Below are 21,486 nucleotides of genomic sequence, written 5' to 3'. Positions count from 1 at the left end.
GTCATGAGTGCAGAGAACAGGAAGACCGTTCACCTCGCCGTCTACGACGACCTCGCCGACTGGGAGATCGGCCACGCCGTGGCCACCATCCGCGGTGGCGAGTGGCAGCACGACCCGGGCCGCTACGACGTGGTCACCGTCGGCCTCAGCGGCGCGCCCGTCACGACCATGGGCGGGATCACGGTCCTCCCCGACCTCGCGCTGCCCCAGCTGGTGCCCTCCGCCAGCTCCATGCTGATCCTGCCCGGCGCCTCGGGCTGGGACGCCGACCCGGAGGCGCTCGCGCCCTTCGCGTCCGCCGCGGGGATCTTCCTCGACGCCGGGGCGCCGGTCGCCGCCATCTGCGGCGCCACCGCCGGGCTCGCCCGCGAGGGCCTGCTCGACTACCGCGACCACACCAGCGCCGCGCCCGAGTACCTCCTCGGCACCGGGTACGCGGGCGCCGGCCGCTACCGCTCCGAGCTCACCGTCTCCGACGGCGGCCTCATCACGGCCGGCCCCACCGCGCCCCTCGAGTTCGCCCGCGCGATCTTCGCCGCCCTCCACCTCTTCACGCCCCGGGTCCTCGACGCCTGGTACAGGCTGCACGCCCAGCACGACCCCGACGCCTACCACGTCCTGCTGGAGGGGGCCTGAGCATGGCGTCGACCGCCGACAGACACGCAGAGCTGTTCACCGGCACGGCGCTCACCGTCTTCCGCCTCAACGGGCAGCTCCTCTCGGTGGCGGAGGAACTGGCCCGTTCGGCCGGTCTGACCGCAGCCCGCTGGCAGGTGCTCGGCGCCGTGACCGACGAGCCCCTGCCGGTGTCGGCGGTGGCCCGCCGGTTCGGCACCACCCGGCAGAGCGTCCAGCGCATCGCCGACCTGTTGGTGGAGAGGGGGTTGGCCGAGTACCGCCCCAACCCGGCGCACAGCCGGGCCAAGCTGCTCGCGCCCACCGAGGAGGGACTGGAGGCCCTGCGGCGGATCGACCCGGACCACGGCAGGGTCGCCGACGCGCTGGTCGCCGAACTGGGGGAGGACGGCGCCGAGCACGCCCTGGAGTCCCTGCACCGGCTCTCCCGGGCCCTGGACCGGCTCGGGGAGGGGTGAGGGCGGGGCGGTATCGTCCCTTCCACGACCCGTCCGGCGCGCTCCGCCGGGCCGCCCCTCCGCCCGTGCCCCGGGCTCCGCGCGCCGCGAGCCCGGGGCGCGCTCTCCGTCCCCGAGGGCCGGGGGCGCCGTACCCACCCGAAGGAAGCCGCCGTGATCGACCTGCGCTCCGACACCCTCACCCGCCCCACCCCCGCCATGCGCCGGGCCATCGCCGAGGCGGAGGTCGGCGACGACGTGTGGGGGGAGGACCCGACCGTCCGCGCCCTGGAGGAGGAGACCGCGGACCTGCTCGGCAAGGAGGCGGCGCTGTACGTGCCCTCGGGGCACATGGCCAACCAGCTGGGCCTGTACGTGTCCACCCGCAGCGGCGACGAGGTCTGGGCGCACGAGCACCACCACCTCATCGGGGACGAGCAGGGCGCCACGGCGGTGCTGGCCCGCGCGCTCCCCCGGCTGTACTCCGACGGGATCTCCCCCACCGACGCGCTGCTGGAGTCGTGGATCGCCGGCCGCGGCGACATCCACCGGGCCGAGCCCGCCCTGGTGTGGCTGGAGAACACGTTCACCGGCCGGGTGGTCCCGCTCGCCGAGCAGGCGCGGGTGACGGGGTTCGCGCACCGGAACGGGCTGCGCGCCCACCTGGACGGCGCCCGCCTGTGGAACGCGGCCGTCTTCCTCGGCACGGCCCCCTCCGCGGTCGCCGACGGGTTCGACACCGTCTCCGTGTGCTTCTCCAAGGGGCTGGGCGCCCCGGTGGGGTCGGCCCTGGCCGGCGACGCCGACACGGTGGCGCGCGCCCGGCGCGGGCGCAAGCTGCTCGGCGCCGGGATGCGCCAGGCGGGCGTCATCGCGGCCGGGGCGCTGTACGCGCTGCGCCACCACAGGGAGCGGATGGCCGAGGACCACGAGCGGGCCGCCGTCCTGGCCGAGCGGATCACCGGGCTGTCCGGCCTGCCCGCCCAGGCGCAGACCAACATGGTGCTGGTGCGGACCCCGGCCGGGGAGGCCGGCCGGTACGCCGGGGCCTTCTCGCGCCACGGTGTCGCGGGGCTGGGCAACGGCGCGTCGATCCGCCTCGTGGTGCACCTGGAGATCACCGACCGCGACGTCGAGGACGCGGCCCGGAGGATCGCCGAGGCCGTCGAGGGGCTGTGACCTCACCCGCGACCCAGGTCGGGGCGGGAGGGGCGGCTACACTGGCCCGATCCCGCACGCCGCCGGACGACCGTTCCCCTGCCGGGCATCACATCGCGTAGTAGCATTTCGCGTATGACATTGTCGTACTAGAGAGTGGTAGCACCTCAATGCCGGGAAGAATCCAGTCGATCGAACGCGCGGCGGCCATCCTCCGGATCCTGGCCACCGGCGCCCGGGGGCTGAGCCTGGCGGAGATCTCCCGCTCGCTGGAGCTGCCCAAGGGCACCGCCCTCGGGATCCTGCGCACCCTCCAGCACGTGGGGTTCGTCGAGCAGGACCCCGAGTCCGGCCGCTACCGCCTGGGCGGGGGCATGCTCAGCCTGGGCACCCGCTACCTGGACGGCAACGAGCTGCGCACCCGGGCCCTGAACTGGGCCGACAGCCTGGCCTCCCGCAGCGGTGAGAGCGTGCGCATCGGCACCCTGCACAAGCACCAGGTGCTGGTGGTGCACCACGTGTTCCGCCCGGACTCCTCCCGTCAGACGCTCGACGTGGGCACCCTGCTCCCCCTGCACGCCACCGCCATCGGCCGGGTGCTGATGGCCTTCGACCCCCTGGCCGTGCCCGAGGAGGACGCGGACGCCGTCGAGGCGGACGGGGCGGTGGCCCTGCCGTCGTTCACCCGTCACACCGTCACCTCCCCCGCCGTCCTGGAGCGGCGGCTGGACGAGGTCCGCGAGAACGGCTGGGCCTGGGAGGTCGAGGAGCTCGTCGAGGGAGAGGTGTCGATCGCCGCGCCCATCCGCGACCGGCGCGGCACCACGGTCGGCGCCATCGGCGTCCGCGGCGCCGTCGAGCGCCTGCGCGGCGAGGAGGGACGGCCCGACATGGAGCAGGTCTCGTACGTGCGCGACGCCGCGAGGGCCATCTCCCGGGACCTGGGCGTCACCCCGTACTGAGCGCGTCCCGCCGCGCCCCGGCCCGGCCGCCCCGCGCCGGCTCCGCGCGGTGGCTTCCGTGAGCCGCCCCTTCCCTGGCACCGTTGGCCGGCAGGCTGCGTGACCCACGCGACACGATTGCGTCACACGGCCTTGACATGGGAAGGAAGAACGGATGAAACTAACGCCTACCCATGCGTCAATGTCGTACAACGTGCGGGGATAACCCGTGTGCGTGTGTGTCCGGCCCCCATCCCGAGCCCTCCACCTTGAAGGCGAGCACCCGATGAGTCAGCAGTACGTCGCCGCGATCGACCAGGGCACCACGTCGAGCCGCTGCATCCTCTTCGACCGGGACGGACGCATCGTCTCCGTCGACCAACGCGAGCACAGGCAGATCTTCCCCCGACCGGGGTGGGTCGAGCACGACGCCGAGGAGATCTGGACCAACGTCGAGGTGGTCGTCCAGGAGGCCCTGGAGAAGAGCGACATCACGCCCGACCAGGTCGCCGCCGTCGGCATCACCAACCAGCGCGAGACCACCGTGGTGTGGGACCGGGAGACCGGCAAGCCCCTGCACAACGCCATCGTCTGGCAGGACACCCGCACCGACGACCTGGTCCGCGAACTGGCCGCCGACGGCGGCCAGGACCGGTTCCGCGAGAGGTCCGGCCTGCCGCTGGCCACCTACTTCTCCGGCCCCAAGCTGCGCTGGCTGCTCGACAACGTGGACGGGCTCCGCGAACGGGCCGAGCGGGGCGAGGTCCTGTTCGGCACCATGGACACCTGGATCATCTGGAACCTGACCGGCCGCCACGTCACCGACGTGACCAACGCGAGCCGCACCATGCTCATGAACCTGGCCACCCTGGAGTGGGACCCCGAGATCCTCGACGCACTGGGCATCCCGGCGGCCGTGCTGCCGGAGATCCGCTCGTCCTCGGAGGTCTACGGCGAGGCCCGCGGCTACCTGGAGGGCACCCCCGTCGCGTCCGCGCTCGGCGACCAGCACGCCGCCCTGTTCGGTCAGACCTGCTTCGACCCGGGCGACGTCAAGGGCACCTACGGCACCGGCACGTTCCTGGTCATGAACACCGGCACCGAGCCGGTGACCTCGCAGAACGGCCTGCTCACCACGCTCGGCTACAAGCTCGGCGACGAACCGGCCGTGTACGCCCTGGAGGGCTCGATCGCGGTCACGGGGTCGCTGGTGCAGTGGCTGCGCGACAACCTCGGCCTGATCTCGACCGCGCCGGAGATCGAGACGCTGGCCCGCACCGTGGACGACAACGGCGGCTGCTACATCGTTCCGGCGTTCTCCGGCCTGTTCGCCCCGCACTGGCGCAGCGACGCCCGGGGCGTGATGGCGGGCCTGACCGGGTACGTCACCAAGGGCCACATCGCGCGCGCCGTCCTGGAGGCCACCGCGTGGCAGACCCGCGAGGTCGTCGACGCCATGAACGCCGACTCGCAGATCGATCTGACGACGCTCAAGGTGGACGGCGGCATGACCGCCGACAACCTGCTCATGCAGATCCTGTCCGACGTCCTGGACGCCGAGGTCGTGCGGCCCATGGTCGCCGAGACCACCTGTCTCGGCGCCGCCTACGCCGCGGGGCTGGCGGTGGGCTACTGGCCCGACGTGGAGACGCTGCGCGCCAACTGGCACAAGGCGGCCGAGTGGAACCCGGAGATGGAGCCCGCCGTCCGCGAGCGCGAGTACCACAACTGGAACAAGGCCGTGCGACGCACCCTGGACTGGGTCGAGCACGAGGAAGCGTAGGACGGGGCAGGGTCCCGTCCGAACGACCGCCGCCCAGGGGCGCCACGGCTGCCACCTGCTCCCCTGGGAGGCGGTACAGGGGGCGCGACCGCGCCCCCGTCCCATCTCCATCCTGTGACGGGTGTGTCTGATTATGCCCGCGTCCGGCGTGCGGTCGCGCCCCGCGAGCACACTCGGCCTCCCGTGACCCGGCTGCCCCTCACCGGGGCGGAGGTCCTCCATGGTGTACCTGGCAGAGTTCGTCGGAACGGCGATCCTCATCCTGCTCGGCGGCGGTGTCGTCGCCGGGGTCTCCCTCGCACGGTCGAAGGCCCTCAACGGGGGCTGGATCGTGGTCACGTTCGGCTGGGGCATGGCGGTCGCGATGGCCGTCTACGTCGTCGGCTCCACGAGCGGCGCGCACATCAACCCCGCGGTGACCCTCGGCCTGGCCAGCATCGGCGAGTTCGCCTGGGCCCAGGTGCCCGGCTACATGCTGGCCCAGCTGGGCGGCGCGTTCACCGGCGCCGTCCTGGTCTACCTGGCCTACTTCGCGCACTGGAAGGTGACCGACGACCCGGAGGCCAAGCTGGGCGTGTTCAGCACCTCGCCCGGCGTGCGCAACCCGGTCGCCAACCTCGTCACCGAGGTCATCGGCACCGCGATGCTGCTCCTGGGCGTGCTCGGGATCGGCGCGAACTCGGGCTTCGTCTCCGAGGGGGACGTGGACCTGGGCGGCCTGTTCACCAACGGCATCGCGCCGCTGATGATCGGCCTGCTCGTGCTCGCGATCGGCCTGTCCCTGGGCGGGCCGACGGGCTACGCCATCAACCCCGCCCGCGACCTGGGCCCGCGCCTGGCGCACGCGCTGCTGCCGATCCCGGGGAAGGGCGGATCGGACTGGGGCTACTCCTGGATCCCGGTCGTCGGCCCGCTCGTGGGCGGTGTGATCGGCGCGTGGATCTGGAAGCTGACCGGGTTCGGGGTCTGACCGCCCCGACCCGCGGTGGAACGGGGGCGCCCGGCGTTCGCGCCGGACGCCCCCGTCCGCGTCCGACCGGCCGCCCCGGGGGCGGGATCCGGCGGGGGCCGCACGCGTGCCCCGCACCCGTGGTCGGTACGCCCGGGGCGTGTTCCGTGGATGCCGTCCGTCGCGAGCGGCGCATCCGGTGCGTTCATCGCAAGGCCGACGAAGGAGTCAGGGCGGGGTCCTGTCGACAGAGGAGAACGCAGCGAGGGGCGTGCCGGGGCGACGCGCAGCAGGGCGGGTGCCCGCGGAACACGCCCTAGGCTCCGAGGTGGACCTCGCGGAGGTAGTCGAGGGTCTCCCCCGGACGGAGGGCGACCAGCCGGAGGTGGTGGAGGATGTTCTGGTAGCGCACCACCTCGTCGGGCTCCTCCAGGTAGATGCCGTCGGTGTCGGTCTCCAGGTAGACGACCATCGGGTCGATGGGCTCGGGGAACTCCATGATCACGAAGGGGCCGCCGGCGCCGGGGTTGAGCTTGGCCGCCAGGGTCATCTGGACGGTGACGTGGGGGCGCTCCGCCATCTCCACGATGTGCGCCACCTGGGCCCGCTTGGCCTCGGGGAAGTCCCGGAGCCTCAGCAGCGCACCCTCGTCGAAGACCGCGTACAGCTGAGGCGGGTCCTCGTCGTCCAGGATGCGCTGACGGGTCATCCTGGCGTCCGTCACCCTGCGGATGTCCTGGGGGTCGGCCATCCCGGCCAGGGCCGTCACCCTCATGTACTCGGGCACCTGGAGAAGGCCCGGCACGACGATCGGCTGCCAGGTGGTGATGGAGCTCGCCTCGGTCTCGAAGCCGACGTAGCGCGCGGCGAGGACGTCCCGGTAGCGGCTCCACCAGCCGCGTTCGAGGGCCTGCCGGCACAGGTTGAGGATCTCGTCGTACTCCTGGCCGGGTCCCACCCCGAAGGCGTCCAGGACGGCCCGGACCTCGCTGAGTCTGGGGCGCTTCTTCACGCCGGACTCGATGTTGGAGTAGGTGGACTTGGACAGGCCCGAGGCGGCGGCGGCCTCTTCGCTGGTCTTCCTCGCGGCCAGCCGCAGCCGCCGGAGTTCGGCGGAGAGGCGGCGGCGCCGGATCGTGGGTGAGTACCTGGTCGCCATGATGCCCCAATCGTAGGACTCGGGATGTCCCTCCAGTGGGGCAATCCGAGGAACCCGGGGCCCGGAACCGCGCCCCGCCCCGGCATCGCGCGCCGGGGCCTCCCGCGGGCCCGGTTCCGGAGCCCCGCCCTCCGGGATCACACCCGCCGGGTCCGGGCCCGTACGCGGACGCGGACGTGGGCACGGGCCCGTACGCGTACGCGGACGCGGACGTGGACGTGGGCGAGGGCGAGGGCGCGGGCCCGTACGCGGGCGCGGACATGGGCGCGGGCGCGGTCCGGAGGGGCGCGCATGCGAACGGTCGCAAAGTATTCGACAATGCCGCACATCGCTCACGAAGCGGATTCACACCAACCCCTCCGGTCACACCGGCAGCACGATGGACCGGCCAGTACCAGTACGGGACCGGCGACACCCCGGCCGGGCGACCTCAGATCGTGCCGCCGTTCGGCATTGTCGTATTATGCAGGCGACACACGTCTGAAGGGTCTGAGCCCGTTCAGGCGCTTGCGGAGTCCCCGCCATCCCTCCGAACGGACGGAGCACCAGCCCATGACCACCAGCGCCCGCCAGAACGACACCTCCTCCGCCCGCTCCCGCACCCGGGACGAACTCTCCCGGGGGACCTTCGACCTCCTCGTCGTCGGCGGCGGCATCCTCGGCACGTCCGCCGCGTGGACCGCCACCCAGGCCGGGCTCCGGGTGGCCATGGTCGACTCCGGCGACTTCGCCGGGGCCACCTCCAGCGCCTCCTCCAAACTGGTGCACGGCGGACTGCGCTACCTCCAGACCGGCAACGTGCGCCTGGTCGCGGAGAACCACCGGGAGCGCCGCTCCCTCGCCTCCGACGTGGCCCCGCACCTGGTCAACCACATGCCGTTCCTGGTCCCCGTCTACTCGGGCGGACCCCACGGCGCCGCGAAGATGGGCGCCGGGGTCTTCCTGTACTCGGCCCTGTCCGCGTTCGGCGACGGCATGGGCCGCCTGCTCTCCCCCGTCCAGGCCAAGCGCCTCGCGCCCGGACTGCGCACCGAGGGCCTGCGCTCGGTGGCCGCCTACAGCGACCACCAGATGAACGACAGCCGCATGGCCGTCATGACCGTGCGCGCCGCCGCCGACGCCGGAGCGGTGGTCCTCAACCACGCCGAGGTGGTGGGCCTGCGCACCACACGGGGCCGGGTCACCGGCGCCGACCTGCGCGACCGCGTCGGGGGCCACGAGTTCGGGATCGACGCCCGCCTGGTCCTCAACGCCACCGGGCCGTGGGTGGACGGCCTGCGGCGGATGGAGGACCCGGCGGCCGGCCCCAGCGTGCGGCTGTCCAAGGGCGCCCACCTGGTCCTGCGCACGCCCGAGCCGTGGCGCGCGGCGCTGACCATCCCCGTGGACCGGTACCGGGTCTCGTTCGCCATCCCGTGGGAGGGGAGGCTGCTGCTCGGCACCACCGACGAGGAGTACACCGGCGACCCGGCCGAGGTGGGGGTGGTCCCCTCCGACGTCGAGCAGATCCTGGGCGAGGCCGCGGTGGGCATCGACGCCCCCTACCTGGACGCCTCCCAGGTGACGTACTCCTTCGCCGGCCTGCGGGTGCTGCCGGGAGGCCCCGGCGGCACCAGCGCGGCCAAGCGGGAGACCGTGGTGAGCCAGGGGCGCGGCGGGATGCTGTCGGTGGCGGGCGGCAAGTGGACGACGTACCGGCACATCGGCCGCACCGTCCTGGAGGAGCTGCGCAAGGTCTCGGCGGTGCCCCTGGGCGAGGACATGGTCGACCCGCTGCGCACCGTGCCGCTCCCCGGGCTGGCCAGCCCGGACGCGGTGACCCAGCGGCTCATCATCGACCGTGAGCCCGGCGCCCGCCTCGACCCGCTCGTCGCACGCCACCTGGCGTCGCACTACGGAAGCCTGGCGATGGACATCGCGGTCCTGGTCCGGGACTTCCCGGAGCTGGGCGAGCGCATCCACCCCGAGGGGCCCGACATCTGGGCGCAGGTGGTCTTCGCGCGGGACCGCGAGTGGGCCGTGACCGCCGACGACGTGCTGCGCCGACGCACCACGGTGACCGTGCGCGGCCTGGACACCCCGGAGGTGCGCGAGCGCACGGAGGCGCTGCTCGCGGACTGACCCGCCCCGGCCGCCGCCCCCTGGGGGCGGCGGCCGGTCCCGTGAGGGGACGCGGGCCCCGGGACGGCCGGGACCGCATCGGACCCCGGACACGCGAACGCCCCGGAAGGCGGTGCCTTCCGGGGCGTCCTACGACGTTCTACGTCTTAGAGCGCGACGACGTTCTCGGCCTGCGGGCCGCGGGTGCCGGCGACGATCTCGAACTCCACGCGCTGGTTCTCCTCCAGGTTGCGGAAGCCGCTACCCTGGATGGCGCTGTAGTGAACGAAGGCGTCGGGGCCACCGTCGTCGGGGGAGATGAAGCCGAAGCCCTTCTCGCCGTTGAACCACTTCACAGTTCCCTGAGCCATGTTCTCTCCTTCAGCTCGGTGTACACGAACGCATACTCACGTCCGAGAATTGCCGCGAGCCGACTCCAAGAGAAACCGCCCGCCGGTCACAAACTCCGCGGGCAAGACACCAACTGCGAAATTCAACGACTAACAATCTTCACCGAACTTACCACAGCCCGGCCAGCTCGCGAAGGATTTCGGTGTGGCAACCCGCACGGCTCCGTCAGGAATACCGGCGGGCGGGGAGGGAACCGCGTGCGAGGGGCCCTGCGGTCACGGGCGTGTCACGGTCTGTTCGCGAACCCGTCACCGCGATGTCGTTCCCGCACGTCAGCGCGGAGGGCTCTCCGGGTGCGTCCCCGTGCCGCCCGCCCGCCCCCTCGGCGCGGAGCCCCTCCGCGCGGCCCCGCAGGAAGGCGCCGCACGCACCCGGGGAGCCCCGCGGAACACCCCCGGAGGACGCGATCCGGGGCCCTGCGCGCGCCGACGACTTCGCGGTCGCGCGCGTATGGGTGCGTAGGAGAACGATCCCCACTGGTTTCGTAGGTGAATTCCGTTTTCGGCCGTCGAACTCGGCGGCCGCGGCCGAAGAACCGCGCGGCGCCGGCGGGAGCGGCGCGCTCGGCCGACCGCCCCCACCACGCGCACCGCCCCGGTCCTCCCGGTCCGGGGCGGCGTGGCGGCGCGCACGGGCTACCCCTGGTCGATCCCGACGAAGTGGCCCTCCTCCACCTCGAGCAGCGGAGCGGACTCCTCGTCCGCCGCCACCGGGAGGACGACGTCCTCCGGCGGGTTCGCCGCCAGCTCCGCGTCGACCTCCGCCCAGGTGCGGTGCAGCTGCGGCACGCACGAGAGGAGGTGGCGGCTGTACGGGTGGAGGGGGTTCTCGAACACCCTGAGCGTGGGGCCCATCTCCGCGACGGCGCCCTTGCGCAGGATCACCGACTTGTCGCTGACGTAGTTGCCGAGCGACAGGTCGTGGGTCACGAACAGGATGCCGAGCCCGCGCTCCTTGAGGTCGCTGAGCAGGTTGAGCACGTCGATGCGCGTGGACGCGTCCAGCATGCTGATGATCTCGTCGGCCACCAGCAGCTTGATGTCCAGGAGCAGTGCCCGCGCGATCAGCACCCGCTGCAACTGGCCGCCGCTGAGCTGGTGGGGGTACTTGCCCAGGACGTTGCCCGGGTCCAGTCGGACCGTGGCCAGCGCGGCCAGGACCCGGTCCCGCCAGTCCGCGTCCGAGACCTCCGGGAAGTAGGAGGTCCTGATCATCTCGAAGACGCGATCGGCCTTGAAGATCGGGTTGAAGCAGCTGAACGGGTCCTGGAAGACCCCCTGCACCCTGCGGTAGTACTCCTTGCGCGCGGCGTGGCCCCGGATGGTGGTGATGTCGGTGCCGTCGAACGTGATCGTGCCGCCGGTCGGCCTGCTCAGGCCGAGCACCATCTTGCCGAGGGTGCTCTTGCCGCTGCCGCTCTCACCGATGAGCGAGACGACCTCGCCGGGCTCCACCGTCAGGCTGACGTCGCGCACCGCGCGCAGGCGGCCGCCGCCGAACGCGCCGACCCGGTACACCTTGTGCACATGGCTGAGTTCCAGCACGGTCTACCTCACCCCGTCTTCCAGCAGGCGGCCCAGTGGCCGGGTTCGATCTCCAGCAGCGGCGGCTGTTCGGAGCACTTGGAGAAGGCCATCGGGCAGCGGTCCTTGAACCGGCAGCCGGTGGGCGGGTTCAGCAGGCCGGGCGGCGTCCCGGGGATGCCCTCCAGGCGTCCCTGCTCCATGGTCGAGCCGACCTCGGGGAGAGCCGAGATGAGCATCTGGGTGTAGGGGTGGCGCGGCGCGTTGATGATGGTCTTCGCGGGGGCCTTCTCCGCGATGCGGCCCGCGTACATCACCATGATCGTGTCGGCCATCTGGTACACGAGCGAGATGTCGTGGGTCACGAACACCATGCTCTTGACGTACTCGCGGTCGCGGAACTCCACGAGCGACTCGGCGACCGACCGCTGCGTGGACACGTCCAGCGCGGAGGTGACCTCGTCGGCGATGAGCAGCGACGGGTTGAGCAGCGTGGCCATCACCATGACGACGCGCTGCTTCATGCCGCCCGACAGCTCGATCGGGAACCGGTTCAGCACGTCCGGGTCGAGCCCGACGAGCTCCAGGCGCCGGGTGAGCTCCTGGGAGATGTCGGCCGGACGGACGCCGCGCGAGCGCAGCAGCTCGTTGATCATCCGCCCGATCTTGCGGGTGGGGTTGAGCGCGCTCATCGCGTACTGCGGGATGAGCGAGATCTCGTTGTAGCGGAGGGGCACCATCGCGTCGTCGTCCGCGATCGGCACGTCCTTGCCGTCCAGGTCGATGGTGCCGCCGACGTGGCGCATCCGCGAGTCCAGCCGGATCAGGCTCTTGCCGAGGGTGGTCTTGCCGCAGCCGGACTCCCCCGCCAGGCCCATGATCTCGCCGTCGGCGAGGTCGAACGTGACCCCGTCGAGGGCGTGGACGTCCCCGCGCAGGGTCTGGTAGTAGACCTTCAGGTCGTTGACGCGCAGGGTCATTACAGCTCCCGCAGCTTGGGGTTGAAGACTTCGTCCAACCCGACGTTGAGGATGTACAGCGAGCTCACGATCACCGTGATGCCGAGGCCCGGCGGAACGAACCACCACCACATCCCGAACTGGAGGGCGCTCCACGCGACGGCGCTCTCCAGCATCAGGCCGAGGGACACCCCGTCCGAGGGGCCGAGCCCGATGAAGTCCAGGCCCGCGGCGATGAGGATGGCGCCGCCGAACAGCAGGATGAAGGACATCACCAGGTAGGAGCTCATGTTCGGGGCGATCTCGGTGGTGATGATCTTCCCCGTGCGCCGGCCGCTGAGGCGGGCCAGGTCCACGTAGTCGCGGGTGGCCAGCGTCAGCGCCTGCGAGCGGACCGCGCGCGCGGCCCACGGCCAGGAGGTGAGGCCGATGAACAGGCCCTGCACGAACACGCCGCGCGCGTCCAGGTAGGCGATCGCGACGATCAGCACGACCATCGCGGGCAGGACCAGGACCACGTTCGTGAGCATGTTGAGGATCTCGTCGACGATCCCGCCCTTGTACCCGGCGACGAAGCCGACCGCCGTGCCGATGACGAACGCGATGCCGCCGCCGAACACGCCGATGAGGAACGTGGTGCGGACCCCGAACACGAACTGCGCCCAGATGTCCTGGCCGAAGGAGGTGGTGCCCAGCCAGAACTCGCCGCTGGGGGGCTGGCTCTGGGGGCCGACGTACTCGTTGGGCCCGTGGTCGACGAAGAGGGGGCCGATGAGGCCGAGCAGGAGGAACACGAGGACGATGCCCAGGCCGATGAGCAGCTTGGGGTTGCGGCGGGCGTAGTGCAGTGTCTCGGAGCCCTTGCGCGGAGCCGCGGGTTCGGCTGCGGACTGGGCTCCGGGCGCCCCGGCGACGTTGGTCATGACGAGCCTCCCGTCATCTGGACCCGGGTGCGCGGGTCAACCAGGACGTACACGATGTCGATGATGAAGTTGGCGATCAGCACCCCGACGACCACGAACAGGAAGATCCCCTGGAGCAGGAAGAAGTCCCGGCTGTTCAGCGACTGGATGATGAGGGTGCCGAGGCCCGGGTAGTTGAACACGATCTCGGTGAGCAGCGATCCGGCGATGATCGTGCCCAGCTGCACCGCGAGCCCGGTGATCTGGGGCAGCATCGCGTTGCGGAAGGCGTACTTGCGGACCAGCCTGCGCGGCGCGCCGAGGGCCTGGAGGTAGTTCGAGTAGTCCGCCTCCAGCTCGTAGATGATCATGTTCCGCATGCCGATCGCCCAGCCGCCCAGCGCCACGACGAACATGGACAGGAACGGCAGGAACCAGTGGCTGATCAGGTCGGAGATGAACAGCCAGGTGAACTCGGGCCGGAGGGAGAAGCTGTACCCGCCCGAGACCGGGAAGACCCCGGCGACGACGCCCAGGCTCCAGGCGAGCAGCAGGGCCAGCCACATGTAGGGCGTGGCGGTGAGGACGTACCCGAGCGGCAGGATCGTGTTGTCGAGGATCTTGCTGCGGGCGGCGAAGGCCCCGAAGTGGTTGCCGACGACCCAGCTGAGCAGGATCGCGGGGAGCAGCACGGCCAGGGTGTAGGGCACCGAGCGCATGATGACGTCGGTGACGGGTTCGGGGTAGAGCATCACGCTGACGCCCAGGTCGCCCCGGAACAGCCCGCCCCAGAAGCTGAGGTACTGCTGGTACAGCGGCGTGTCGAGGCCGAAGACCTCGTTGTAGTAGGTGGTCATGCGCTCGAGGGCCTCGGGGTTGCCGACCGAGGCCCGCGCGAGCATGCTGCGGACGGGGTCGCCCGGCATGAAGCGCGGGATCATCCAGTTGATGGTGACCGCGATGACGAACGTAAGCAGGTAGACGAAGAGCTTACGGCCGATGTAGCGCCACACACGTTCCTCCAGGTGATGGCGGCGGACAGGCGGGGGTCCCCGGAGGGGCACGGCGGCGGACCCGGGAAGGGGAAGGGGTCCGCCCCGTGCCCCTCGGGGGCTCCCCGGCCGGGCGCGTACGCCGTGCTCCGGCCGGGGTGGGAGGGGTCGACGGGTGCGCGGAGGGGGGTGTCCGCGTGCCCCCTAGCCGACCGGTTCGATCTCCGCGAGGGTGTAGATGGCGCCCATCTCGAGCCAGCCGTTCCAGAGCGTGGCGGCGCTCTGCGGAGCGCCCTCCTGCTCGCTGGGCCAGTTGGTCCAGGTCTCGTTCGTGGACTGCGACCAGAGGCCGTTGTACCAGAGCGGGATGGCCGGGAGCTCGGCCAGCTGGATCTCCTGGATCTGCGAGGTGATCTCGGCCGCGGCCTCGACGTCGTCGGCGGGGACGGCGGCCAGCTGCTCGACGAGCTGCCAGACCTCCTCGTTCTCGTACCGCCCGAAGTTGACGGTGGTCTGCTGCTCGTTGATGGGCAGCTGGAAGAGGTAGTCGTAGTAGGTCCACGGCGTGTTGCTCATCTGGCGCTCGTTGTTGATCACCAGGTCGAACTCACCGGAGTTGCGGTTCTCGACCAGCAGGTCCTCTTCGGGGAACTGGGCCTCGACGTTGATGCCGACCGCCTGGGCCTGCTGCGCGATCAGGCGGGCCGCCTCCATCCAGTCGGTCCAGCCGGAGGGGACCTCCAGGGTGAGGGCGATGGGCTCGCCGTCGGGCGTCTCGACGTAGCCGTCGCCGTCCTCGTCCATGTAGCCGGCGTCCTCGAGGATCGCGACGGCCTCGTCGGCGTCGAAGGAGAAGCCCTCCTGCTCGACCAGCTCCTGGTCGATGTACTCGTCCCACTCGGGGAGCAGGCCCGTCGGGTTGGCCGCCTGGACCAGGTCCGTGTAGGGGCCGGAGATGATCTGCTCCATGTCGACGGCGTGGGCCAGCGCCTGGCGGAAGGCCGTGTCGTCGAGCGGCGCGCGCGTGACGTTGGGGACCAGCCACGCGGTGTTCGCGCTCTTCATGTACGGCGGACCGTCGTAGAAGCTGGTGACGTTGGGGTTGCTGTTGAGGACCTGGTCGATCCCCGGGAGGAAGTTGTTCGAGAGGTCGATGTCCCCCTGGTTGATCATGTTCATCGTCACCTCGTTGGAGGCGTTGACGATGTCCACGATGTAGCGGGGCTGCATCTCCAGGTCGAGCGCCTCGGTGCCCCACCACTCGTCGTTGCGCTCCCAGACCATCCGGTCGTCGGTGTGCGACTCGTAGACGTAGGGGCCGGTGGCGACGATGTCCTCGTTGGCGCTGTCCGTGAGCGCCGTCTCCTCCATGTCGGCCCAGATGTGGGCGGGGAGGATCGGGTTGAGGTAGACCCAGTTCATCCACTCCTGGGGGCGGTTCTCCGCGAAGGTGACGGTCACCGTGCGCTCGTCGGTGGCCTCGGCGCTCTCGATGAAGTTCCAGATGTTGCTGTAGGAGACGGAGCCGAACTGGCCCAGCTCCAGGGTGGCGACGACGTCCTCGGCGACCAGGGGCTCGCCGTCCGACCAGGTGATCCCCTCGCGGAGGGTGATCTCGTGGACGTTCTCCGCGGTCCACTCGTCGCTCTCCGCGAGCCAGGGGACGTACTCGCCCTCGTTGGGGTCGTACAGGAAGAGCGTCTCGTAGGCCAGACCGATCGTGCCGGGCGCGTACTGGCCCTTCATGAGCGGGTTCCAGCTGACCGGCGGACCCCAAGCCGTACCCGTGGTGTACAGCGTCTCGCTCCGGGGGTACGACCCGGAGCCCTCCTCGTTCCCGCCGCCACCCGTGCACGCAGTGGCCGTGATGGCCAGTGCCGCGAGTGCCGCCGGAATCCGCAGACTTCTCATCCGGACTCCTCCTTGTCACCCGGTCGGCCTGTGGGGGGGCGCCCCTCCGGGAACCGGAGGGTTGGGAGCGCTCCCAGCAGAGGGAGCACAGGACCGTTGCTGAACCGGGTAAGTGAGGTTAACAACAACACGCCCACGGGAAGGCCGTCAATCCCCGACACTTCGCTGTTATTCGCTTGTAACAGCGAAGATGCGGGTACGTCAGTAAATTCGCCCTTACTGAACCGGTTCCGCACAGGCGTTCGCCGGCCGGCGGACGGCGGTCGGCCCAGCCGCACCGTCACGCCCCCATGGGGCCCGTGCTCGCCCGCGGGTACAGCTCGCCCCGCGAGGTCTCCTGGTTGCGTACCGGCCTGCCCTCGATCGCCTCGCCGAGCATGGCCGCCGCGAGACGGCCGTAGGAGACGATGTCGCGGGCGATGGCGGTCAGCGAGGGCCGCACCAGGCGGCACAGGACGGAGTCGTCCCACGCCACGATCGACAGCTGGGAGGGCACGCCGACGCCCATCTCCCGCGCCACGCCGAGGCCGGCCACGGCCATGAGGTCGTTGTCGTAGACCAGGGCGGTCGGGCGGTCCGTCCGTGCCAGCAGCCTGCGCGTGGTCCGCGTCCCGGCCTCGCCGGTGTAGTCGGCGTGCACCGAGTACGCCTCCGCCAGACCCGCCTGTTCCGCCGCGTCCAGGAACGCCGCGGTCCTCGCCCTGGTGTGCACGAACTCCTCCGGGCCCGCCACCCGCACGATGCGCCGGTGCCCCAGCGCCGCCAGGTAGTGGACGACCTCGCGCATGGCCACGGAGTCGTCGGTGTAGAGGCACGGGAGGGAGCCCGCCCCCTCGGGGCCGCCCAGGACGACCGCGGGCAGCGGCAGGCCCTCCACCAGGCCGATCCGGGGGTCGTCCACCCTCAGGTCGACCATGATCACGCCGTCGACCCGGCGCTCCGCCGACCAGCGCCGGTAGGCCGCGGTCTCGGCGCCCATGTCCTCGGTGACCTGGAGGAGCAGGTCGTTGTTGGAGGAGGCCAGTTCCGTCTCGATGCCGGAGACCAGCTGCATGAAGAAGGGTTCGAGCCCCAGCGAGTGCGCCGGGCGGTCGACCACCAGGCCGATCGCCCCTATCCGGCCGCCCGGCGAGAGCGCCCGCGCGGGGCTGCTCGGGGCCCAGCCCATGTCGCTGGCGATCGCCAGGATGCGCCGACGGGTCTCCTCGGAGACCCCGGGCCGCCCGTTGAGCGCGTACGAGACCGCCCCCTTGGACACCCCGGCGGCCTTGGCGATGTCCACGATCGTCGGACGCCGCATCAACCCCCCCATTCGCCCCCCTGATCACAGAAACTGAACCGGTTAAGCAGACGGCTAGGGAGTGTACTGCATGGCCTGTCGGCGTCCAGATCCCCGCGACGGCCGGGACGGGGAGCGGGTCAGCCCCGCTGACACCCCGGGCACCAGTAGAGGGTGCGTCCGGCCAGCTCGGACGCGGCGACGGGCGAGGAGCACACGCGGCACGGCTCGCCGGTCCGGTAGCAGACGTACAGCGTGTCCGGCCGGGGCACGGGACGCGCGTCGGGATCGGGCCGGTCCTCGGGGCGGGTGGTGATGATGTAGCCGTCGCGCACCCCGTCGCGGAGCAGGCCGGCGAGGTCCTCCCACAGCGCCGCCCACTGCTCGGCGGTCAGGTCGCGGCCCGGCGTCGCCGGGTCGATCCCCGCCCTGAAGAGCGACTCGGCCCGGTAGATGTTGCCGATCCCCGCGATGACGTCCTGGCGCATGAGCAGCGCAGCGATGCTGGTCCTGGACCGGCTGACCGTCCGCCAGGCCCGTTCGGGGTCGGCGTCGTCGCGCAGGGGGTCGGGGCCGAGCCGGTCCTGGACGGCCTGCTTCTCGTCCTCCGTGACGACCTCGCAGGCGGAGGGGCCGCGCAGGTCGGCCCACCCGGAGGCGTTGACGAGCCGGGCGCGCACCGCGCCGACGGGTGCGGGCGGCACGACCAGCCCGTCCCCGTCACGGACGAGGGGGGCGAGGTCGGCGCCCCGCGAGCGGGGCGCGCCGAGATGGCGTTCGCCGTCCGCGTCGCCGAAGGTCCACGCCCCGTACAGCCCCAGGTGCACCCGCAGCCACTCGCCCGAGTCGAACCCGAGGAAGAGGTGCTTGCCGTGGGCCTCGCTCTCCGTGAGGACGCGGCCGTCCACCCGCGCGGCGCCCTCCGCGAAGCGGCCCTGGGGGCTGGTGGCGCGGACCGTCCCGCCGCCGAAGGCCTTCTCGAAGTGCGCCGCCAGTCGGTGCAGCGTGTGACCCTCGGGCACCGGTGTTCCCCTCTCCCCTCCGCCCGGCAGGTACTCGGATCCTCCGGTTCCGGGCGTTTCCGTCCCAGGGTAGTGCGGCGCGCACGCCGCCCGGGGCCGGTCAGCAGGCGGCGAGGATCTCCCCGACGAGGGAGCCGGGGTCGGCGAGGCAGCGCCAGGCCGGAACCACCACCACGGGGTCCCCGGTCGCCCGGTTGAGCGCCTCCCCCCTGGCCAGCAGGTGGCGCAGCGCCCTGCCGTCGGGTTCGCGGTCGAGCAGGAGCAGCAGGCGGCGCGAGCCGAAGCGGACCACCATGTCGACCGCCCACCCCTCGACGGTCTGCTGGAGCGCGACCCCCGTGCCGACGGTACGCAGCTCCTCCACCAGCACGGTGGCGGCCGGGTCCGCGCCGACCACGCAGGCGCCCGCGACCAGGGCCTCCAGGTCGCCCAGCGGGCCGTCGTCCCCCGACCAGTACGCCCTGTCGCCCACCACGAGGAGCAGCTGCCGGGTCCGGGTGAGCACCGAGGACCACAGGTGGCCCATGCCGCGGACCCGGCGCTCGGCGGCCGCGGGCGCACCCGCGGCGAGCACCGGTGAGAGCACGGTCACGTCCGCGGCGGCACGGTCGCCGTCCAGGAGTTCCGGACCGCCGATCCTCACCTCGTGCAGCAGGACGCGTCGGCGCAGCAGTCGGCGGATCAGGGCGACCTGGGGCTGTGTCGGCGCGACCACCGCGACCACCCGCCCCGGGGGCAGTCGGCCGTCGACCTCCCCGACCACCACCGCCACGCGGTACGCCTCGTCGCGGTTGACGAAGGACGCGCCCGGCGCCGCCTCACAGGATCCGGCGACGTCGCGCCACTCGAACGGCGGACCGCAGCGCGGGTCGGGGTTCGTGCGCACCACGAGCCTGCCGCCGTAGCAGTGGCGGGAGGCGGCGCCGGCGAGCAGGGGCGGGGCGCCCTCGTGCTCGTCCAGCCACAGCACGGCCGGTGCGGCCCGGTGGAGGGCGCGCATCGCGGAACCCGACCCGTGGCGCAGCCCGCGGGCGTCCAGCTGGTCGGGCGCCAGGCCCGCGGCGGCCAGGGCCCGGCGCTCCTCGTCGGGCTCCAGGACCGTGGTCGGCCCGGGGTGCGCCGGGTCCCCGAACACCACGGCCCGGCCGGCCCGGTAGAGCGCCGGCAGCAGCTCGGCGACCCGGGTGCGCTCCGCGCCGAGGACGACGACCAGGTCGAACAGGCCCGCCTGCGGCGGCAGCGCCCTGACCTGGTCGGTGCGGCAGGTCCACGCGGGCAGGGCGTCCAACAGGCTGGCGACCCCGGGCCACCCGTTCCCGTGGTGCCAGCCGAGGGTCTCCAGGCGGTTCTCGACGGCCGCCCGGCCGCGCCGCAGGCGGGGGCCGGAGACGGACCGCAGGCAGGCGGCGCTGGACCTGCGGTGCCGGGTGAGGGCGTCGGCCAGCTCGGAGGTGAGCTCTCCCAGGGGCGCGCAGCGGGTGCGCCGGTCGACGGCGGAGCGCCACTCGCTCTCCATTCGGGCGACCGCGCCCAGGCGGGCGAGGTTGTCGGGGTCGGTGCTGACCCCCAGTTCGCGGCGGATGGCGCCGCGGTGCTGGAAGCCGACGAAACCGCCCGCCTGGGCGCGCTCGACCCGGTGCAGCCAGTACTCGGGCCCCCCGCGCTCGGGCGTGAAGAGGGCGTCGGGGTCCCAGCCCCGGGCGATGCCGCGTCCGCGCTCCTCCGCGAGCTGGGCGAGGGCGTGCCCGCCGGAGGCCATGGTGTCCATGTCCCTCCAGGCCCCGCGGACCCGGGCCCAGTCCTCGGCGAGGGCGGCCCAGTGGGCGGCGGGGTCCTCCCCGGCGGCGCCGGGGCCGGGAGCGGGGAGGCCGCCGGCCTGCTCGGCGAGGAGCCTGGTGAGCATGCGGGCCTCTCCGGCGCGGTGCCCCCGCCCGCCGACGCGCACCACGGGGTGGGCGGGAGAGGCGTCGGCCCTGGCCGCCGTCTCGTCGATGTCGGTCTCCGTCCTCCCGCAGACCAGGACGCGCTGGCCGTTGCTGACGGCGGTGCGGACGATGGCGTCCACCAGGTCGTGGGCGCCGCTCCCGGGCGGGGCGGCGGCCACGGTGATCTGCTCGCTCATGGCGGCGCGCAGGATCGCGTACTGGGCCTGGTCGAGCGGGGTGGCGGAGACCGGGACGGTGGCGTCGTCCGCGCCGTCCTCCTCCGCCGTGTCGCGGGCGGCGCGGCGGGCGGCGGCCCGTCCCCCCCGGAAGAGCCGCCCCGGCGCGTCGGCGGTGTCGGGCCCGGCCCCGCGCCCGGCGGACGGCTGCCCGAGCAGGGGCTCCAGCGCGGTCCCGGTGACGGCGTCGGGGTCGAGGCCGGCGCGGTCGGAGGGGTCGAGGTCGGCGAGGACGCCCTCGACGGTCCCGGGTTCGGCGCCCTCGGCCTCGGCCTGCCCGCTGGGGCCGGCCAGGAAGACCACGGCGACGTTGTGCGCCCCTGCCTCGACGGTGCGCGGGGCGCCCCGGGTGGAGAGGGGGTCGATGTCGTCGACCCGCTCGATCTCCAGGCGGGCGAGGAGGCCCCGGACCTTGGCGGCGAGGTCGGCGACCGCGGCGGGGCGGTGCGCGGGGTCGGGGGCGCCGGACCTCAGCCGCGCGCGGAGCTCGAACAGGTCCTCGGGGTCGGTGATGCCCAGGCGTGTCAGGAGGCCGGTGTTGACGTCGGGCGGCCCCACGGCCCTGACCAGGGGCACGTCCGGTTCGCGGCGGCTCTCGTCGAGGTCGTCCACGATCCGCACGTCGACGGTCAGCAGGGGCAGCGCGACCCGGTTCCCGTCTTCGCGGAGGACGACGAGCGGGTACCCGTAGCGCAGCGCCTGCCCCCGGCGCCGTCCCAGGCGCAGGACCCCGGCGGCCTCCGGGTGGGGCGCGAGGGTCTCCCCCGCCCCGCTGAACAGGACCTCGGGGCCCTCCGGAAGGCAGGCACAGGTGTCGGAGTCGAGGCTGTCGGCTCTGACGGCGTGGGTGTGCACGGCCTCGCGGCGCACGCAGGCGCGCAGGTAGGCGAGGAGGGAGCGCACCTCGGAGCGGTCGATGGGCGGCTTCCAGCGGAGCGAGGCGGCGCCGACCCCCGTCCGGCCGACAGGTCCGTGGACGGGGGCGGCGCCGGGGATCCCCGTCACCCTTCCCGGGCCGATCCCCTCGTCGATCTCCTGCGCGTCGTCCCGTAGTGACCTCACGTCGCCCCCCGCACCCCGCTCGCGTGACCAAGCGGTTACACGCTGCTATCGGGGTCCATTGTGGAGGATGGAGCAACCCCGGATCCCGGGAACGCGGGAAC

General features: G+C 72.5%; 17 protein-coding genes. 7 read left to right on the top strand and 10 right to left on the bottom strand.

The window, feature by feature from the left end; all coding sequences use genetic code 11:
• Nucleotides 1-3 precede the first annotated feature (3 nt).
• From ACIRPH_RS15130 to ACIRPH_RS15105, 6 genes are all read left to right on the top strand, one after another.
• On the top strand, nucleotides 4-636 hold the full coding sequence (locus ACIRPH_RS15130; RefSeq protein WP_402914281.1) for a DJ-1/PfpI family protein: 633 nt from the start codon (nucleotides 4-6) through the stop codon (nucleotides 634-636).
• Nucleotides 637-638: 2 nt separating this feature from the next.
• The gene (locus ACIRPH_RS15125; protein WP_402914279.1) at nucleotides 639-1,094 is read left to right on the top strand and encodes a MarR family winged helix-turn-helix transcriptional regulator; all 456 of its coding nucleotides are present in this window, start codon (nucleotides 639-641) and stop codon (nucleotides 1,092-1,094) included.
• A 153-nt stretch (nucleotides 1,095-1,247) separates the two neighbouring features.
• Nucleotides 1,248-2,252 carry a threonine aldolase family protein gene (locus tag ACIRPH_RS15120; RefSeq protein ID WP_402914276.1) on the top strand — a complete coding sequence of 335 codons (1,005 nt, stop codon included), beginning with the start codon at nucleotides 1,248-1,250 and terminating at the stop codon, nucleotides 2,250-2,252.
• Nucleotides 2,253-2,401: 149 nt separating this feature from the next.
• Nucleotides 2,402-3,193, top strand: a complete 792-nt coding sequence (locus tag ACIRPH_RS15115) for an IclR family transcriptional regulator (protein ID WP_402914274.1) — start codon at nucleotides 2,402-2,404, stop codon at nucleotides 3,191-3,193.
• A 265-nt stretch (nucleotides 3,194-3,458) separates the two neighbouring features.
• Entirely contained in the window at nucleotides 3,459-4,955 is a 1,497-nt protein-coding gene (gene glpK, locus ACIRPH_RS15110; protein ID WP_402914271.1) for a glycerol kinase GlpK, read from the top strand.
• A gap of 220 nt (nucleotides 4,956-5,175) precedes the next feature.
• A complete protein-coding gene (locus ACIRPH_RS15105) occupies nucleotides 5,176-5,925 on the top strand; it encodes an MIP/aquaporin family protein (protein WP_402914269.1) in 750 nt (249 codons plus the stop codon).
• Between the two features lie 295 nt (nucleotides 5,926-6,220).
• Here the strand turns inward: ACIRPH_RS15105 and ACIRPH_RS15100 are convergent, their stop codons facing one another.
• Complete coding sequence (locus tag ACIRPH_RS15100; RefSeq protein WP_402914266.1) at nucleotides 6,221-7,063, bottom strand: helix-turn-helix domain-containing protein; 843 nt, start codon at nucleotides 7,061-7,063, stop codon at nucleotides 6,221-6,223.
• 552 nt (nucleotides 7,064-7,615) lie between these two features.
• On the opposite strand from ACIRPH_RS15100, the gene ACIRPH_RS15095 reads away from it, so the two are divergent.
• Nucleotides 7,616-9,184, top strand: a complete 1,569-nt coding sequence (locus ACIRPH_RS15095; protein ID WP_402914264.1) for an FAD-dependent oxidoreductase — start codon at nucleotides 7,616-7,618, stop codon at nucleotides 9,182-9,184.
• Nucleotides 9,185-9,330: 146 nt separating this feature from the next.
• Here ACIRPH_RS15095 and ACIRPH_RS15090 read toward each other — a convergent pair whose 3' ends face one another.
• The 9 genes from ACIRPH_RS15090 to ACIRPH_RS15050 form a co-directional block, all read right to left on the bottom strand.
• Nucleotides 9,331-9,534 carry a cold-shock protein gene (locus ACIRPH_RS15090; protein WP_267948388.1) on the bottom strand — a complete coding sequence of 68 codons (204 nt, stop codon included), beginning with the start codon at nucleotides 9,532-9,534 and terminating at the stop codon, nucleotides 9,331-9,333.
• 675 nt (nucleotides 9,535-10,209) lie between these two features.
• Nucleotides 10,210-11,118, bottom strand: coding sequence for an ABC transporter ATP-binding protein (locus ACIRPH_RS15085; protein WP_402914262.1), 909 nt, complete (start codon nucleotides 11,116-11,118; stop codon nucleotides 10,210-10,212).
• A gap of 8 nt (nucleotides 11,119-11,126) precedes the next feature.
• A complete protein-coding gene (locus tag ACIRPH_RS15080) occupies nucleotides 11,127-12,077 on the bottom strand; it encodes an ABC transporter ATP-binding protein (protein WP_402914259.1) in 951 nt (316 codons plus the stop codon).
• The gene (locus ACIRPH_RS15075) at nucleotides 12,077-12,979 is read right to left on the bottom strand and encodes an ABC transporter permease (protein WP_402914257.1); all 903 of its coding nucleotides are present in this window, start codon (nucleotides 12,977-12,979) and stop codon (nucleotides 12,077-12,079) included. Before ACIRPH_RS15075 ends, ACIRPH_RS15080 begins: the two co-directional genes overlap by 1 nt.
• Complete coding sequence (locus ACIRPH_RS15070; protein ID WP_402914254.1) at nucleotides 12,976-13,971, bottom strand: ABC transporter permease; 996 nt, start codon at nucleotides 13,969-13,971, stop codon at nucleotides 12,976-12,978. Before ACIRPH_RS15070 ends, ACIRPH_RS15075 begins: the two co-directional genes overlap by 4 nt.
• Before the next feature lie 183 nt (nucleotides 13,972-14,154).
• On the bottom strand, nucleotides 14,155-15,861 hold the full coding sequence (locus ACIRPH_RS15065) for an ABC transporter substrate-binding protein (protein WP_402914252.1): 1,707 nt from the start codon (nucleotides 15,859-15,861) through the stop codon (nucleotides 14,155-14,157).
• Nucleotides 15,862-16,141: 280 nt separating this feature from the next.
• Nucleotides 16,142-17,161 (bottom strand): LacI family DNA-binding transcriptional regulator, encoded by a 1,020-nt coding sequence (locus ACIRPH_RS15060; RefSeq protein ID WP_402914250.1) that lies wholly within the window; start codon nucleotides 17,159-17,161, stop codon nucleotides 16,142-16,144.
• Nucleotides 17,162-17,280: 119 nt separating this feature from the next.
• Nucleotides 17,281-18,162, bottom strand: coding sequence for an Fpg/Nei family DNA glycosylase (locus ACIRPH_RS15055; RefSeq protein WP_402914248.1), 882 nt, complete (start codon nucleotides 18,160-18,162; stop codon nucleotides 17,281-17,283).
• A 100-nt stretch (nucleotides 18,163-18,262) separates the two neighbouring features.
• Nucleotides 18,263-21,385, bottom strand: a complete 3,123-nt coding sequence (locus ACIRPH_RS15050; RefSeq protein ID WP_402914245.1) for a DNA helicase — start codon at nucleotides 21,383-21,385, stop codon at nucleotides 18,263-18,265.
• Nucleotides 21,386-21,486 lie beyond the last annotated feature (101 nt).

Origin of the sequence: Nocardiopsis sp. NPDC101807 (assembly GCF_044766605.1) — a bacterium.
GTDB classification, from domain to species: Bacteria; Actinomycetota; Actinomycetes; order Streptosporangiales; family Streptosporangiaceae; genus Nocardiopsis; species Nocardiopsis tropica.
Note: the sequence above shows the minus strand (reverse complement) of the source record. Positions and strands in the feature narration are given on the sequence as shown.